Annotated in this window: 14 protein-coding genes; 7 read left to right on the forward strand and 7 right to left on the reverse strand. The window is 64.4% G+C overall.

The genetic code is table 11. The annotated features are described in order from the left end of the window. Positions 1-303 precede the first annotated feature (303 nt). Complete coding sequence (locus tag LB523_RS26585; protein ID WP_224608610.1) at positions 304-795, forward strand: DUF6931 family protein; 492 nt, start codon at positions 304-306, stop codon at positions 793-795. A gap of 15 nt (positions 796-810) precedes the next feature. On the opposite strand, the gene LB523_RS26590 is transcribed toward LB523_RS26585, so the two are convergent. The 7 genes from LB523_RS26590 to LB523_RS26620 all read right to left on the reverse strand — a co-directional run bounded on the left by LB523_RS26590 (position 811) and on the right by LB523_RS26620 (position 11,421). Beyond that, complete coding sequence (locus LB523_RS26590) at positions 811-2,049, reverse strand: caspase domain-containing protein (protein ID WP_224608613.1); 1,239 nt, start codon at positions 2,047-2,049, stop codon at positions 811-813. Between the two features lie 7 nt (positions 2,050-2,056). Beyond that, positions 2,057-3,148 (reverse strand): OmpA family protein, encoded by a 1,092-nt coding sequence (locus LB523_RS26595; RefSeq protein WP_224608615.1) that lies wholly within the window; start codon positions 3,146-3,148, stop codon positions 2,057-2,059. 424 nt (positions 3,149-3,572) lie between these two features. Beyond that, entirely contained in the window at positions 3,573-6,122 is a 2,550-nt protein-coding gene (locus LB523_RS26600) for a caspase family protein (protein WP_224608617.1), read from the reverse strand. A gap of 366 nt (positions 6,123-6,488) precedes the next feature. Then, positions 6,489-7,589 (reverse strand): alcohol dehydrogenase family protein, encoded by a 1,101-nt coding sequence (locus tag LB523_RS26605; RefSeq protein WP_224608619.1) that lies wholly within the window; start codon positions 7,587-7,589, stop codon positions 6,489-6,491. 22 nt (positions 7,590-7,611) lie between these two features. Further along, positions 7,612-8,991 carry an aspartate aminotransferase family protein gene (locus LB523_RS26610; RefSeq protein WP_224608622.1) on the reverse strand — a complete coding sequence of 460 codons (1,380 nt, stop codon included), beginning with the start codon at positions 8,989-8,991 and terminating at the stop codon, positions 7,612-7,614. 34 nt (positions 8,992-9,025) lie between these two features. After that, positions 9,026-10,519 (reverse strand): NAD-dependent succinate-semialdehyde dehydrogenase, encoded by a 1,494-nt coding sequence (locus LB523_RS26615; RefSeq protein WP_224608625.1) that lies wholly within the window; start codon positions 10,517-10,519, stop codon positions 9,026-9,028. A gap of 416 nt (positions 10,520-10,935) precedes the next feature. Then, positions 10,936-11,421: an Lrp/AsnC family transcriptional regulator gene (locus tag LB523_RS26620; RefSeq protein WP_224523516.1), complete on the reverse strand. Its 486-nt coding sequence runs from the start codon at positions 11,419-11,421 to the stop codon at positions 10,936-10,938. A gap of 82 nt (positions 11,422-11,503) precedes the next feature. On the opposite strand from LB523_RS26620, the gene LB523_RS26625 reads away from it, so the two are divergent. The 6 genes from LB523_RS26625 (at position 11,504) to eutA (ending at position 17,050) form a co-directional block, all read left to right on the forward strand. Then, entirely contained in the window at positions 11,504-12,889 is a 1,386-nt protein-coding gene (locus LB523_RS26625; protein WP_095765842.1) for a PLP-dependent aminotransferase family protein, read from the forward strand. Positions 12,890-13,025: 136 nt separating this feature from the next. Beyond that, positions 13,026-13,811 carry an ectoine/hydroxyectoine ABC transporter ATP-binding protein EhuA gene (gene ehuA, locus LB523_RS26630; protein WP_140844064.1) on the forward strand — a complete coding sequence of 262 codons (786 nt, stop codon included), beginning with the start codon at positions 13,026-13,028 and terminating at the stop codon, positions 13,809-13,811. 144 nt (positions 13,812-13,955) lie between these two features. Next, on the forward strand, positions 13,956-14,756 hold the full coding sequence (gene ehuB / locus LB523_RS26635; protein ID WP_411966502.1) for an ectoine/hydroxyectoine ABC transporter substrate-binding protein EhuB: 801 nt from the start codon (positions 13,956-13,958) through the stop codon (positions 14,754-14,756). Between the two features lie 193 nt (positions 14,757-14,949). Then, positions 14,950-15,609 carry an ectoine/hydroxyectoine ABC transporter permease subunit EhuC gene (ehuC, locus tag LB523_RS26640; RefSeq protein WP_095765846.1) on the forward strand — a complete coding sequence of 220 codons (660 nt, stop codon included), beginning with the start codon at positions 14,950-14,952 and terminating at the stop codon, positions 15,607-15,609. After that, positions 15,609-16,268 (forward strand): ectoine/hydroxyectoine ABC transporter permease subunit EhuD, encoded by a 660-nt coding sequence (gene ehuD / locus LB523_RS26645; RefSeq protein ID WP_095765847.1) that lies wholly within the window; start codon positions 15,609-15,611, stop codon positions 16,266-16,268. The genes ehuC and ehuD overlap by 1 nt, the downstream gene beginning before the upstream one ends. 5 nt (positions 16,269-16,273) lie before the next feature. After that, positions 16,274-17,050, forward strand: a complete 777-nt coding sequence (eutA, locus tag LB523_RS26650; RefSeq protein ID WP_224608750.1) for an ectoine utilization protein EutA — start codon at positions 16,274-16,276, stop codon at positions 17,048-17,050. Positions 17,051-17,059 lie beyond the last annotated feature (9 nt).

A 17,059-nucleotide genomic window follows, 5' to 3' on the forward strand; every position in this document is an offset into this window, starting at 1 on the left:
ATCCAGCCAGCATCTTGAATCACAAATCAGACGACGCGGGAATCCCTTCCGATTCAATCAAGCGATGAAACGCTCTAAAAGCTGGAGCATGATGCCGAAAAATATGAAGCGGTTTCGGGCGGCATCATGCTCTAGTTCTTTGATTTAGAGACGGGTTCATCCGGCTCTAAGGCTTGACCGGCTCTCGGCTAAAGGCTTGAGTGGTTATCAGCTGGCTCTCGGGGTTTGGCAGCCATGGCCAACGAACTCGGATACAGAACCGCAAGGGATCTCTTTCTTGCCTGTCCCGCGATCGCCCGGGACATGAAATCGCCGGCCGCCAATCAATCCCCGCTTGAGTTCTGCCGCGCCCTGCTCGCCGGGCGCGTGCCGGAGGAGGCTGTCACGTTCTGTGCCTATCTCCTGCCGGAACGCGCCGCGGTCTGGTGGGGGCATGAATGCCTGAGCCATCTCTCAGAACTCCTTGCCGATAGGGACCTCGAATTGCTGGCGCTCGTCAATGACTGGGTCGGCGAGCCTGGCAATCCCCGCCATCGAACGGCGCTGAGCGACGCCGTCGATCCGTCGCCGACGACGCCGGCTGCCTGGATCGCTCTGTCCGCGGCGTGGCGCGACCCGGCCTTCGATATGCTGTCGACTGGATTTCCCGCCGCCCACGCCGTCAACGCCGGAATCCTGGCGGGGCTGGCGCGCGTCTCGACCGCGGACCGTTTTGGCGTGCTTTCGGCCTTCGTCGATATGGGCATCCAGATGGTGGAGATGGAGGCGCAGCGGCAATCGGTCGACGCGTATTAGGCCTACCGCACACAGTCATTTGCAGCCGCCTTGCGCCCACCTAGCCAAAGCGACCTTGAAGCGCGTGCCGAGCGGATGCTGCAGACGCAGCACGGAGACGTCGTTGGCAGCGAAATTCTTCGCCTGCTCGCAAAGGCGGGTCTCGTTCCACTCGTGGCAGCCGTCGCAGTGCTTGCCTTGCCAGACCGACTTGTCGAGGCCTTCGACCGGACTGAAAAGCGGTTGTCCCTTGATCAGTTGGGCTATGCTCTTGCCGTCGATCGCCGGGTCGCCAAACTTGACCGGGCGATCGAAAAAGATCGGGCCGTTCGTCGCCAGCTTCGGGATTCTTTCACGCAGCGCATTGAGCGCAAGCTGTTCGTCGGCCTGGCCGGACGCCGCGCCGGTGTTGCGCGTCCCGGAACCCGCTTCGGCCTGCGGCGGGCCTGCCTCGCCGATGATCAGCGGCGCATTGAGATCGATCCTGTGCAGGACGACCTCGGTGGTCAGCGAGACGTTGATCCAGGGGCGCTGCTTGCCGGCAGTGGCCTTGAAGACATCGCTGGTCACCCTGTTCATCGCTTCGGTGATGGAGACGTTGGCTTCACCAATATGCTGGAGCAGCGCCGTGGTGAACGGCGAGTGGTCGCCCGAACCGTCATAGGCGAGCTGGTTCGGACTTGCGGCGAAGGCGACCAGCGTGCCGGCGCCGCCATTCTCGATCGGGATTTCAGCAAGGCCGCTGCTTGCGCCCTTGATGCCGGCGGTCTTCGCCAGCACGTCGGCAAGCGGATTGTCGCGGCAAGCGTCCAGGAAAACCAGTCTTATGCTGGTCTCGCGCGACATCTGGCGCAGGACGAAATCGACCGAAACGGCCTCGAAATCGAGCGAGGTCTCGTCCTCGAGCGCGGCGTCGACCGGAAGCAGATAATTCTTGCCGGAGACCTGCAGGCCATGGCCGGCATAGAAGAAAAGCGCGATGTCGGCGCCCCGCACCTGCTTGGCAAACTGCGCGACCGTAGTCTGTGTCTGCTGCTTGGTGAGGTCGAAGCCGGAGACCACCTCGAAGTCGAGGTCCTTGAGCCGATCGGCCATGGCCTGCGCATCCCGCGCCGGATTGGCGAGCGGCGCCGCGTGCTGATATTGCGAGTTGCCGAGCACGAGCGCGACGCGCCGCTCGGCATTTGCGGCGGCCCTCGTCAGAATCAGGGCAAGCGCCACAACTCCCGCGGCGCGAAGCAGGCCACCGCAAAAGGCGATCGGACCAGGACCCACCGTCACCTCAGTTGGTGAGCTTGCTGGCGGAGAATTCGATCCGCCGGTTGAGCGCCTTGTTCTTGGGCGTGTCGTTGGCGGCGACCGGCTTGTCCTCGCCATAACCGGCCGAGCTTATCTGGTTGCGCGGCACGCCGTCGGCGATAAGCGCATCGGCGACCGCCTGGGCGCGCCGCTCGGAGAGCGCCTTGTTCGCCTCGGGCGATCCGTCGGAATCGGTATAGCCGGACACTTCGACCTTGAGGGCCGGGCATTTGCCGACGACGCCCTCGACCTCCGCCAGCAGCGGGCGGCTCTTGGCGTCGAGCCTCGCGCTCGCCTGGCGGAAATAGATGGCGCCGGTGCGCGAGAGCACGGCAAACCGGTTGAGGCATTCCTCGTCGCTGAAATTGGCTTTCGCGGCATCGGTGGCGACGGGGCCGACCTCAGCGGTCGAGGCCGCAACGGTCTGCACGGCGGCCGGCTTGGCGCCTTCGGCGGTGAAGACGAAATCGAAGGACACCGACGCCGTGGGCACGATGTTGGTCACGTTGGCCGCCTGCTGCAATTTGTCGATGTTGGGCAAGAGGTCGAAATCCTCGACATGGACCGCGACGGGCGCTTCCGAAGCAACGGAAACCTGGGTGTCGCTGATCATGGTAACGACGACGCTTGCCTCGAGATCCTTGTCGACGCCATGCAGGCTGAGGCGGAACGGCAGTGTCGTCTTCACGCGGCGCTTGGTAGGCAAATCGGCGAACGCCGCCGGATCCACCTTCGCCGTCACTTCGGCCGTCGGATAGGTGAATGTCTCGAAAAACAGGAAACGCATGCGAACGTTGCGCAGGTCGACGCCCGTATCGACGGAATTGAGGTCGAAGCTGATCCTGGCGTCGCCGGCGGAACTCAGCGTGCCGGTGATGTTCCTGATCTTGTTGGTCTCGACGATCGTGTTCTTCTTGACCGACTGGTAGGTGAGCACCGAAGCGGAAGGATCGAGCGTCCAATTCGGCGCGGCGCTCGCAGCCTGCGATCCGAAGACCAGCAGCGCGGCTACGACCAAGCCAAAAGCCGCGGCCTTGGCTCGCATTTTTCGCCAGAATGCGATGACTTCGAACATGGAACGCCCCCGCCAGGACAACCCGATCTCGATACCGGCATGTGATCGGAGCATAGAGCACTTGCCCCGGCTTGGCGAGCGGTTACGGCGGACTTGATAAACGACTCGGCCGCAGCTACCGAGTCCTCATCCCCAACCGCCTCCGCCGCCTCCGCCACTGCCCCCTCCCCCGCCTATCGGTGCAATGACAGGCGCGGTTTCGGTCTGAACGGGCTTGATCAGTTTCTTGGCGGTGACCTTCTTGCGCTCGACGACTTTTGGCGCGGTCGTCGTGCGAACAGCCTTCGTCCTATGCTTCTCCGTCGGGGCCGGCTCGACCCTGGGCGTCACGGTCGTGCAGCCCGCGACTGCGAGAGCACCGGACAGGATTGTTGCGACGATTGCGTGTTTCGATGCCCAGCCCACAACATTGCCTCCTTGCTGATCAGAACAGGTCCCGGCGCGGATTGGCTTGTTCCCAGACCGCCCTGGCCGTCTTGACCAGTTGATCGTCCAACGAGCCGTCCGCCGAAATCTTGGATTTGAGTTCCCCACGCATCTGTTTCAGAGCCGCTGTCTTCGCCTTGGCTCCAAATTTCGCGAGCGTCGCCTTTGCGTCCGGAATCTCGTTGCGAAGATCGAGCGCGGCCGCGAAAGCAAGATAGCGCGCGGCCACCGCCTGGTCGGCCTTGTCGCCTCTTTGCATCTCCAGCGCCGCGCGATCATATGCGGCCGACTGATCGCCGCGATCGGTCGCCAGCTCGAACAGCCTTTGCGCCTCTGCCAGATCCTGCTGCACGCCGACACCGTCCCTGTACATGCGTGCAAGGCTGCCGGGGGCATAGGGCTGGCCGAGATCCATCGATTTCTGGAACAGCGTGAGTGCGGTTTTGGGATCCTTCTCGACCCCGGTGCCGGAGAGATAATTGCGACCAAGCAGGTTCATCGAATACATGTCCTGCCGCTCGACGCCGGCCTTGAGGAAGGCGACGGCGCGAGCCGGATCGGCCGGCACGCCGTTGCGGCCTTCGGTGAAGATCGCCGCAAGGTCGTTCATCGCATAGGTATGGCCCATCGCCGCCGCCTTGAGCAGCAGGTCCAGCCCCTTGCCAGTGTCGCGATCGACACCGTAGCCGTTGAACAAGGCGCGGCCCCATGAAGTCATTCCATAGGGGTCGCCCTTATCGGACGCCGCCGCGTAGAAAGTGTTGGCCTGCTTGCGGTTCGCGGGCATGCCCGTGCCGGTCGCGTTGAGGTAGCCGAGTTCGAACACCGCACGGACATGCCCCTTGTCGGCGGCTTGCTTGATCGCCTTCTTGGCTTCCTCGACCTTGCCGGCGGCGAGCAGCGCGCGACCTAGCTCGTAGTGGAAGCGGGCGACATCGGGATAGGCCTTCACGGCCGCCCGGCAGGCCTCCACCGCGCCGGCGCCGATCTCGTTCGGCAACAGGCCGGGAACGACGCCCTGCAGGTCCAAGGGTTCGCCTGCCTGCGTGTCGCAGGGATCGACGCTTGGCGACAGCTTCATCGTCGCCGGCTTCGACGATGTGTTGTCAGCTCTGATTTCGACGCCGACTATCAATGGCTTGACCGCGCCTATCTGCGGTTCGTAGCGCAGTTTATCGACCTCGTCGGCCATCAGGCTCGATTGCGGCGATAGGGTCCGGTCCGGCAGGGACAGCGTCCCGGTTGCCGGATAGCTCGCAAGCTTCACGCTTACGGCCGGATCGTTGGTCGGGAAATCCAGCTTCAGCGGCACCGGGCCGACACCGACCGGAGTCTTGACGTCGCGGTTCTCGATCGCCTCGGCGGCGCCGGCGATGTGGATGCCGCGCTCCACCACCTGCTGTTTCTGTTCCGACTCGAGCGAGGCGACAAGCTGCTTGCCCGCGGCGCCATCGCCGTTCTTGACCCGGAACACCAGTATGCCCTGCGATCCACCGCCCCACTCGTCATGCGCGGCGTAGGCCAACATATCGACCTGGTCCTCGGCGTCGGCGCCTTTCGGCACATCCATCGCGAGCCGCGGCAGATCCTTGCCCTCTATCGGCTCGCCCGTCGCGACCGGCTTGCCGTCCAGGATCAGATGCCCCAGCGCCGGCGGCCTTTCGATGCTGATGGTGACCGCGCCGCCATCGACATCGACTGGCACCGGCAGGTCGAGCGCGACCGGACCGACGCCTGACGGTACGGTCTTTTCCAGCACCGGCGGCAAAGCCGGCCGGCTGGCGCGGCGCATCAGCACCACCTCGTCGATCAGCGAGGAATTTTCCCAGGGAACCTGCGCGCCCTTGGTGGCCTCGACCACATCGCGGCGGACGGCCGCCATGACCGAGCGTATCTCCTGGTTCGGCGCCAGCGCGCGGCGCGAGAAGGCGGATGAAAACGGGCTGAGGTCGCCGGACCCGTCATAGGCGACGGCGCCGGGTTCCGTGGCGAAGGCGATCAGCGTGTTCAGCGAGCTTTTCACCTGCGCGAGGCCGGTGCCGCCGGCCGCGATCAACTGGTCGCGCAGCCAGTAGTCCTTGCGCGGGAACGGGTTGTTGCGGCAGGCATCGAGGATGATCACCTGGATCTTCGATTTGGCGCGCAACTGCTGCAGGACATCGTCGAGCTTGACCGCCTGGACCTCGATGTCGGCCGCATCCTTGAGCGACGCGTCGACCGGGATCAGGAAATTCTCGCCGCCGATCTGAAAGCCGTGACCCGAATAGTAGACGACCGCCAAATCGGCGCCGTCCGCCGCCGCGAGATAATTGCGAAATTCCTTCTCGAACTGGAGCTTGGTGAGATCTTTGGCGACGAACACATCGAAGCCGGCCAGCCGGAACGTGCTCGACACGTCGTCGGCATCCTTGTCCGGATTTTTCAGCGCAGGGATTTCGCGATATTCGGAATTGCCGATGACAAGCGCAACCCTTCGATCGGCGTGCGCCTGCACCGTCGCGAGGCCCACGAGGATCAAGGCTGCTATCAGCGCGCAGCATCGCAGCATGGTAAAATCCCTAACTGCTATCACCTGTCGGCCACAAGAACGCAGCTTGCGGCATCGCGGTCTGTTAAAGACTTCACAATCTGCCAAGACGGCAAGGAACGCGCCTGCGATGGCAAGGCAGATCGCGCATTCAACCAGCTGCTAAAATAACCCAGAGACCTCGGCGCCGCAATGACCTGGGTAAGCGCGTCGCCGTCTGTCGATGCAGTGTCACCATCTGCGAGCCACGCCTCCGCGCAGCGCTGCGTGTCTGCGACGCCACAGCGTTTCATGGAAACGGCGAAAACGTCCTATCTCTTTGCTTTACGCAATTCCGGACGGAAGGCTACGGCGACCCGCCGAGCCCAAGCCGGCCTCTTTCCTGGGTCAGGCGCCGCTCCACATCGCGTCCGGCACCACCACCAGCTTGCCGACGAAGTCCTTGGCCATGAAGTCGGTCTGAGCGCGGTGGAAGTCCGACAGTTTGTAGACGCCGCCGACCAGCGGCTTGATCTTCTTTTCCTCGATGTAGCGCACGATACGGCGGAAGTCCGCGCGCGTGCCTTGGCTCGAGCCGTGGAGTTGGAGCTGCTTCAGATACATGGTGCGGAGGTCGAGCTGCACGACCGGCCCGGCGATCGCGCCGGCAGTCGTGTAGCGGCCTTCGGGCCGCAGGATGCGTAGGAGGTCGTTGAAGATGGCGCCGCCGACGAGGTCGGCCACCACATCGATGGGCTGGCCATTCGTCGCTTCGTTGACGGCGGTGAGCAGGTCGGCCACGCCGCGCGTGATCACCTTCTCGGCGCCGATGTCGAGCACGGCCTGTTCCTTGCCCTTGCCGACGACGGCATAGGGGATCGCGCCCCGCGCCCTCGCCAATTGCACGATGCCGGAGCCGACACCGCCGGAGGCGCCGGTGACCAACACACGCTCGCCGGCCTTCAGCGCTGCGCGCTCCAGCATCTGCTCGCCGGTGAGATAGGCGCAGCAGAAGGTGGCTAGCGCGACGTCGCTCAGATCGGTGTCGACGACATGTGCGTTCTCGGCCGGCAGCGCCTGGTATTCGGCATAACCGCCGTCACGGCCGTGGCCCATATAGTCGATGTCGGCCAGCGAATCGTCGTCGCGATTATAGATCGAGAAATCGACCATGACGCGCTCGCCGATGCGCTCCGCGGACACGCCGTCGCCGACGGCGACGATCGTGCCAACCGTGTCGGTGCCCTGGATGCGCGGGAAGGTGAGCGTGTTGCCCTGCCGGCGCCACGTCGACACCGCCCCGGCATCTTCCTCCGTGCCATAGGCGCCCTGGCGCACCCACACATCGGTGTTGTTCATGCCGCAGGCGCTGACCTTGACCAGCACCTCGCCGGCGGCAGGTGCCGGCACCTTCACATCCGTGCGGTAGACGAGCTTCTCAAGGCCGCCATGGCCCGTAAGCTGCACGGCGGCCATGGTGGCGGGAAGAGTTCTTGTCATGGCATTCATGTCGCTTCTCGGATGTCACTTGTCAGATGCTGGCCAATACGCTGTTCACCGCGTCGGCGGTCTTTGCGACCACGATGTCGGCTTCCTCGCGCGTCAGGCAGAGCGGCGGCGCGAAACCGAGGATATCGCCCTGCGGCATGGCGCGGCCAATGACGCCGCTGGCGGCGAGCGCGGTGGCGATCTGCGGCCCGACCTTCAGCGCCGGATCGAAGAAGACGCGGTCGTCGCGGTCCTTGACGAACTCGATGGCGGCCAGCATGCCATCGCCACGCACCTCGCCGACATTCCTGTGTCCGCCGACTGCCTTGGCCAACTCTGCGCGGAAGTAAGCTCCGGTCTCGCCGGCGTTCCGCACCAGGTCCATCTCGTCGATCAGCTCGAGATTGGCGACACCGGCGGCAACGCAGATCGGGTGCGCCGAATAGGTCCAGCCATGGCCGAGCGAGCCGAGCTTGTCGGAGCCCTTGACCAGCACCTGCCAGACCTTGTCGGAAACGATGACGCCGGACAGCGGCGCATAGGCCGAGGTCAGGCCCTTGGCGATGGTGATCAGGTCAGGCTTGATGCCGTAATGGTCGGAGCCGAACATGGTGCCGAGACGACCAAAGCCGGTCACCACCTCGTCGGCGACGAGCAGCACGTCGTATTTGTTGAGCACGGCCTGGATCTTTGCCCAATATCCGGCCGGCGGCGGAACGATCCCGCCGGTGCCGAGGATCGGCTCGCCGATGAAGGCCGCGACCGTGTCGGGGCCTTCGGCCAGGATCATCTCTTCCAGCTTGTCGGCGCAATGTTGCGAGAACTGCTCCTCGCTCATCGAGCGGTCGGCGCGGCGGAAATAATACGGCGCTTCTGTGTGCAGGATCGGCGCCCGCGGCAAGTCGAAGGCGTTGTGGAACAGCTCGAGCCCGGTAAGCGAACCGGTCATGACACCCGAGCCGTGATAGCCACGCCAGCGCGAGATGATCTTCTTCTTCTCCGGCCGGCCGAGAACGTTGTTGTAATACCAGATCAGCTTGATGTTGGTCTCGTTGGCATCGGAGCCGGAGAGACCGAAATAGACTCGGCTCATGCCCTTCGGCGCGCGGTCGATGATCATCTTGGAGAGCCGGATCGAGGCCTCGGTGCCATGCCCGACATAGGCGTGGTAGTAGGCGAGGTTCTTCGCCTGCTCGGCGATGGCGTCGGCGATCTTCTGGCGGCCGTAACCGACATTGACGCAATAGAGGCCGGCGAAGGCATCGATGCTCTTCTTGCCGGTGTTGTCCCAGACGGTGACGCCTTCGCCGCCGGCCATGATGCGGGCCGGCGATTCACCGCGCGCGTGCGTGCCCATATGCGTCGAGGGATGGAAGAAGTGGTCGCGATCCCAAGCGGAGAGTTCGTTGGACTGTTCGAGCATTTTTGACTCCTGACGAGAATGAGGCCTGCGTAGCTTAGGCTACGTCGAGGCAAAGGTATTTGAGGTCTGTAAAAGCTTCGAGGCCGTGGCGGGAGCCTTCGCGGCCGATGCCTGATTGCTTGACGCCGCCGAAAGGGATCGGCGCGCCGGTGATCTTGACCCGGTTTATCGCGACCATGCCATACTCCAAGGCGCGGCCCATGCGCGCCTGCCGCGCGCCGTTTTCGGTGACGACATAGGCGACCAGGCCATATTCCGTGGCGTTGGCGCGGGTGACGACTTCCGCCTCGTCGTCGAACGGCGTCACAGCCGCGACAGGGCCGAAGGTTTCTTCGCGCATGATCAGCGCTTCGTCCGGCACATCGGCGAGCAGCGTCGGCTTGTAGAACAGCGGCCCGGCCGCGTGACGCTTGCCGCCGGCCAGGCAGCGCGCGCCGTGGGTGAGCGCATCGGCGACTTGCTCCTCGACCTTCTTGACCGCGCGCTCATGCATCAGCGGTCCGATATCGGCGTCTGCCGATAAGCCATTGCCGGTGCGGAGCTGCTCGATGCGGCGGGCGAAAGCGGCGCAGAAGCGATCATAGATCGGCCGCTGCACATAGATGCGGTTGGCGGCGAGGCAATCCTGGCCGGAGGTGGCGAATTTGGCATCGAGCGCGATCGTCACCGCCTTGTCGATGTCGGCGTCGTCGAAGACGATCAGCGGCGCATGGCCGCCGAGCTCCATCACCAGCCGTTTCATCGTCGCAGCACTCTGCGCGGCGATCAGCCGGCCGACTTCGGTCGAGCCGGTGAAGCTCATCGCGCGGACCCGCGCATCGGCGCACATCGCGCCGACAATCGTGCGCGCATCGCCGGTGACGACGTTGAAGACGCCTGCCGGCAGTCCGGCACGCTCGCCGAGCTCGGCCAGGGCCAGGGCCGACAGCGGCGTCTCCGAGGACGGGTGCGCCACGATGGTGCAGCCGGCGGCAAGGGCCGCCGCGGCCTTGCGGGTGAGCATGGCCGACGGAAAATTCCAGGGCGTGACGACACCGATCACGCCGAGCGGCTCGCGGCGCACCGACATCTCGGCATTCGGCAGATGGCTGGTGACGCTTTCGGCATTGAGGCGTTTCGCTTCCTCGGCATACCACTCGACGAAGGAAGCGGCGTAGTCGATCTCGCCCAGCGATTCCTTCAGCGGCTTGCCTTGTTCCAGCGTCATCAGCAGCGCCAGATCGTCCTTGGCGGCGATGATGAGATCGAACCATTTTCGCAGGATTTTCGAGCGCTCCTGCGGCAGCGCCAAGCGCCAGCCGGGAAACGCGCGTGACGCGGCATTGATCGCCTTTGTCGTCTGGGCAGCATCGAGCGCGGCTACGAAGGCGACGGTAGCGCCGGTGGCCGGATCGGTAACCTCAAAACTTGCCGCCGCTTCGCTCGCGGTCCAATGGCCATCGATATAGGCGAGCGCGCGCAGCAGCCGGCGATCGGCGAGGCGGTCGAGCGCTTCATGGTGGTTGGTACGGGCAAAATGCGCGGACATCAGTCGGGTCTCCCGGTGCCGAGGCGATATGGAGAGACTAGTCGTGCAATCGGGACAAAGAGGCTGTTTCGACGGGCTGACAGAGAGAGATTGTCTCTATTTGTCCGGGAGAGCAGGTCAATCTCTCTAGCTTACCAGCCGCCGGATGCCACCAACCGGTGAAATTGGCCGCCTCCACAACTTCGTCATCCACGGGCGGAGCGGAAGCGAAGCGGACGCGTAGACCCGAGGATCCATTCCGTGACCTTGATCGAAGGGCGCAGCGGAGCAGAATTCTGCATCGTTGCAACGCCTTGGCGTTACGGAATGGATCCTCGGGTCTGCGCCGCGTCGCTTCGCTCCTTGCTCCGCCCGTGGATGACGAAGTGACGGACGTTTCGGCTAATCTCCACGCTGATCGTGAGACCGACTCACCCTTATTCCGGCAGCAGATCGGCCACCGGCAGCACGGTCTCATCCTTGACCGTCTTGGTGACGATGTAGGTGAAGTAGCGGTCGATGCCGATCTCGCGCTCAAGCAGGCCGTCGACAAGCCGCTGATAGGCGTCGATGTCGCGCGCCATCACTTTCAGCACGTAGTCGACGCCGCCGCCCACGGACCAGCAGGCAATGATCTCCGGGATATCACGCACCACCCGCTCGAAGCGGTCGAAGTCAGCCTGGCGATGATTGGCCAGGGTCACCTCCATCAGCACCGTCGCCACCGGCGCGATGACACGCATGGCGATCGCGGCGTGATAGCCGGAGACGATGCCGGCCTTCTCCAGCTTGCGCAGCCGCATCCAGCACGGCGTCGGCGACAGGCCGACCTTCTCGGCCAGCGCGAGCTTGGTGATGCGCCCGTCGCGCTGGATGGCGTCGAGAATCCTGAGGTCGATCGGGTCGAGTTTCGCTGCCGCCATGCGGGTCCGCCTTTCGTTGCGGACACCATGACGATGCATTATTTCGATTGTCAATTGCACTGATTTCGATCTCTAATAAGTCATGACATTTTGGCAGCCAGATCCTGCTCTCATCCGCCGACCGGCCTATCTCTCGCTGGCCGACCAGTTCGCGCGCGCCATCCATGACGGGCGGCTGGCCAACGGCACGCGGCTGCCGACGCATCGCCGGCTGGCGGACGATCTGAAGCTTTCGGTGCAAACCGTCAGCCGCGCCTATGAGGAGTTGATCCGCCGGGGACTGATTTCCGGCGAGGTCGGCCGCGGCAGCTTCGTGCAGACGCAGCGCCGCGAGCCCGAGCCGCCCTATATTCCGGAGCGGCTTGGCGAGGTCATCGACCTCTCGATCCTGAAGCCGGTCTGCGAGCCGATGCATCTGGAGAAACTGAAGCAGGCGCTGGGGTGGCTGGCCGAGAACCTGCCGTCGAGCTCGGCGCTGTCGTTCCGGCCGAACATGGTTTTCCCGCGCCACCGCGCGGTCGCGGTCGAATGGCTGAAACTTTGCGGCCTTGAAGCCTCGCCGCAGAACATCAGCCTGACCAACGGCGCCACTGCCGGCATGACGGTGGCGCTGATGAGCGTCGCGCCGCCCGGCTCGACGGTCGCCACCGAGGCGATCGGCCACCACACGCTGATCCCGCTCGCCCGCTATCTCGGCTTCAACCTCGAAGGCCTGCCGATCGACGGCAACGGGCTGGTCCCCGAAGCGCTCGACGAGGCCTGCCGCCTCTCGGACATCCGCGCTGTGTTCGTCCAGCCGTCGGTGATCAACCCGACGGCGACGCTCATGGACGCCACAAGGCGCGAGCAGATCGCGGCGGTCGCGCGCAAGCACGACATTGCCATCATCGAGAACGACGTGCTCGGGCCGCTGGTCGAAGGCAGGCCGCCGGCGGTTGCCGCCTTCGCGCCGGAGCGAACGCTCTACGTCACCTCCTTCACCAAAATCGTCGTGCCAGGCCTGCGCATCGGCTATCTCGCGGTACCGGACCGCTATGTCGCGGCCGTCGCCAACCGCCACCTAGTCTCGAACTGGATGGCGACGCCGATGGTTGCAGAGATCGCCACGCGCTGGGTGACCGACGGCACAGCGATGGAACTGGTCAACTGGCAGCGTGGCGCGCTGAGGCGCCGGCAGGAGATCGCCGCGGAAGTGCTCACGGGTGTCGACTATCGCTGTCATCGCGACGGGCTGCATCTGTGGCTCGAGCTGCCGGGCGACCGGGCCGAGGAGAGCTTTGTCGCGCAGGCGCGCCTGCGCGGGGTGGCGATCGCGCCAGGCACCTCGTTCCGCATCGCCGACACGCCCTGGCATCCGGCCGTGCGCATCTCGCTCGGATCGACCACCGAGGGGGAACTGCGGGCGGGCCTGAGCGTTGTCGCCAAACTGCTGCTCGGCGATCCGGAGCATCTCCTGCTCGCCATCTGATGCACAAAGGAAGCTCAGATTGCCCTGAAATTGTGCCGCGCCGGAAATATTGTCATGATATTATTTTCCCAATTGACATGATTTGGCAGGTTTCGCATCGTTAAGGGCATAGGCTTCTCCAGAACGGGGGAATGGATTGCCCGCGCCCATCATCAAGGTTGATGCGATTTCGAAGAGCTTCGGCGCCTTCAAGGTGCTGGACGGCCTGTCGATGCAGGTCATGCCTGGCGAGAAGCTGGCGCTGATCGGCCCGTCCGGTTCCGGCAAGACGACGATCCTGCGCATCCTGATGACGCTGGAGAAGATCGACGGCGGCCATATTCAGGTCGACGGCGAGCAGCTCTACCACATGGAGCGCAACGGCCAGCTGCTGCCGGCCGACGAGCGGCACCTGGCCAGGATGCGCCAGAAGATCGGAATGGTCTTTCAGCTGTTCAATCTCTTCCCGCACAAATGCGTCATGGACAATGTGACCCTGGCGCCGATGCTGACCAAGGGCGTCGCGCGCGCCGCCGCCGAGAAGCGGGCGATGGAACTGCTCGACATGGTCGGGCTTGCGGACAAGGCGAAGGCGATGCCGGCGCAGCTCTCCGGCGGCCAGAAGCAGCGCGTGGCGATCGCCCGGGCGCTGGCGCTGTCGCCCAAGATCATGCTGTTCGATGAGGTGACCTCGGCGCTCGACCCCGAGCTCGTCGAGGAAGTGCTCAACGTCATGCGCAAGCTCGCCGCCGAGACCGACATGACGATGCTTCTGGTCACCCATGAGATGGGCTTCGCCCACGACTTCGCCGACCGCGTGCTGTTCTTCGACCGCGGCAGGATCGTCGAGGAAGGCAAGCCCGATGAGATTTTCCGCCATCCCAAACAGGAAAGAACGCAGAGCTTCCTGAAGAAGATCATCGCGGCTGGACATCGCGTCTGACCGCAATGCGAGCGGGCGGCGCAAGCCGTCCACGGGCGGTCAAAGGCCGCCCGAACCAGGCAAACCAAGAAGACAAACAAGGAGTTGGGAACAATGAAGAAACTTGGCATTCTGGCTGGCGTCGCCGGCCTCGCGATCACCGCGATGCTGCTCGCCCCCGGCGCGCGGTCGGCGGATGACGCCAAGCTGGAGCAGCTCAAGCAGCAAGGCTTCGCCCGCGTCGCCATCGCCAACGAGCCGCCCTATACGGCGGTCGCGGCCGACGGCAAGGTTTCGGGCGCGGCACCCGACGTGGCGCGCGAGATCTTCAAGCGTCTCGGCGTCAACGACATCGTCGCTTCCATCTCCGAATACGGCGCGATGATCCCCGGCCTGCAGGCCGGCCGCTTCGACGTCGTCACCGCCGGTCTGTTTATGAAGCCGGAGCGCTGCGCGGCAGTCGCCTATTCCGAGCCGGTGCTTTGCGATGCCGAAGCGATGCTGGTGAAGAAGGGCAATCCGAAGGGCTTCAAGAGCTACGAGGACATCGCCAAGGACAGCTCCGCCACGGTCGGTGCGCCGGGCGGCGGCACCGAGGAGAAGCTGGCGCTCACTGCCGGCGTGCCGCGCGATCGCGTCATCGTCGTGCCGGACGGCCAGAGCGGCCTGAAGATGGTGCAGGACGGCCGTATCGACGCCTATTCGTTGCCTGTGCTCTCGATCAACGACCTGATGAAGAAGGCCAACGACCCGAACCTCGAAGTGATCACGCCGGTGCAGGGCGCGCCGGTCTATTGCGATGGCGCGGCCTTCAAGAAAGGCGACGAGGCACTGCGCGACGCCTATGACGTCGAGCTCGCCAAGATGAAGAAGTCCGGCGAGTTCGCCAAGATCATCGAGCCCTACGGCTTCTCCGCCAAGGCGGCGATGTCGACGACACGCGAGAAGCTCTGCGCGGCGAAGTAGGACGCGGCCTTTGCCTTCTCCCCGTTCAACGGGGAGAAGGTGTCACGAAGTGACGGATGAGGGGCGGCGCCAAATTCTGCAAGGCTGGCTCCGCCCTCATCTGCCTACCGGCATCTTCTCCCCGTGAACGGGGAGAAGGGACTTGTCGCAGCCGCCTCGCACAACCGCAAAACGCTAGGAAATTCGCAACCTAATGACCCAGTGGTCCGGCTATCTCGGCCTGATATTGCAGGGAGCGCTTGTCACCATCGAGCTGACGCTGATGGGGTCGGTGCTTGCGCTGATCATGGCCTTCCTGGCCGGCATGGGGCGCGTGTCGCGCTTCTTCATCATCCGCGCGTTGGCGACGACCTACATCGAATTCTTCCGCGGCACCTCGATCTTCGTGCAGCTGTTCTGGGCCTATTTCGTGCTGCCTTTCGCCGGCCTGTCGCTGACGCCGCTGCAGGCCGGCGTGCTGGCGCTGGGCTTGAATGTCGGCGCCTATGCCGCGGAAGTCGTGCGTGGCGCCATACTGTCGGTCGGCCGCGAGCAATACGAGGCCTGCACGGCGCTCAATCTCGGCCGTTGGCAAGGCATGCGCCATGTGATCCTGCCGCAGGCGCTGCTGGTCATGCTGCCGACCTTCGGCAACAACGCGATCGAGCTGCTCAAGGCAACCTCGGTAGTGTCGCTTATCTCGCTCGCCGACCTGACCTTCCAGGCGCAGGTGGTGCGCTCGCAGACCGGCAGCACGCTGATGCCCTTCCTCTCCGTTCTCGTCATCTATTTCGCGCTGGCGCTGATCATCTCGTGGGGCATTCGCACGCTGGAGCGCCGCATGGCGCGCGGCCTCGACGGAGTGCGCGTCTGATGGAATGGGATTGGAACTTCGTCTGGGAGATCATGCCGACCCTGATCCAGGGGGTGAAGATCACCATCCTGGCGACGGTGCTCGGCTCGGTCCTGGCGGCGATCGTGGGGCTTGGGATCGCGCTAGCGCGCCGCTCGGAGAACCGGATCGTCGCGCGCAGCGTCGGCTGGTTCGCCGAGTTCATCCGTGGCACGCCGCTCCTGGTGCAGCTCTATTTCATCTTCTACGTGCTGCCCGATATCGGTATCCTGCTGCCGCCGCTGGTGGCGGGGGTCATCGGGCTCGGCCTGCATTACGGCACCTACACGGCCGAGGTTTACCGCGCCGGCATCGACAATGTGCCGCGCGGCCAGTGGGAAGCTGCCAAGGCCTGCAATCTGGGCGGCCGCCACACCTGGACGCATATCATCCTGCCGCAGGCGATCCCGCCGATGATCCCGGCCCTGGCCAACTATTTCATCGCCATGTTCAAGGAGACGCCGCTGCTGTCGGCGATCACCGTGCTGGAACTGATGAACCAGGCCAAGAGCGTTGCCAATACCTATTACCGCTACATCGAACCAATGACGTTGGTCGGCGCCTTCTTCCTCGTCATCAGCCTCTGCTCCGTCGTGCTGTTGCGCTGGCTAGAGCATCGCTACGGCAGGATCGAAAGATGAAAGTCATGAAAGCATTGCCCGACATCCGCCTCGAAACGGCGCGTCCTGCGCTGGACGCGCGTCCGCTGGAAAAGCGCGTCGGCCTGATCGCGCTTGCGACCGACCACACCAGCGAGGTGGACTTCCGCCGCATGGTGGCGAGCGAGCGGATCGGCGTCTATGTCGCGCGCATCCCCTACGCCAATCCGACGACGCCGGAAAACCTGCGCAAGATGCAGCCGTCGCTTTCGGCGGGCGCGGCGCTGATCCTGCCGGACGAACTGCTCGATGCGATATGCTACTCGTGCACCTCTGCGTCGGTGGTGATCGGCGATGCCGAGATCGAGCAGGCGATCCATGCAGCCAAGCCCGGCGTGCCCGTCGTCACCCCACCGATGGCCGGCGTGCGCGGCCTGAACGCTTTCGGGGTGAAGCGCATCAGCATCCTGACTCCTTACACCGTCGAGACCAGCCGGCCGATGGCCACCTATTTCGCCGCGCACGGTTTCCATATCGAAAGCTTCACCTGCCTCGGTTTCGAGGACGACCGCGAGATGGCGCGCATCACGCCGGCGTCCCTGGTCGAGCTGGCGCGCAACGTCACCCATCCGCAGGCCGATGCGCTGTTCGTCTCGTGTACCGCGCTGCGCGCCGCGCTTGCCGTTCCCGGCATGGAAGAAGCGATCGGACGTCCGGTCGTCACCAGCAACCAGGCCAGCGCCTGGAACTGCCTGCGGCTGTGCGGCGACGACGCGGCGCGCCCCGAGTTCGGCCGGCTTTGGACGAAGCCGCTGGCCCAGTGAACGAGTGCC

The organism is Mesorhizobium sp. ESP-6-4, assembly GCF_020164735.1.
Classification (GTDB): Bacteria; Pseudomonadota; Alphaproteobacteria; order Rhizobiales; family Rhizobiaceae; genus Mesorhizobium.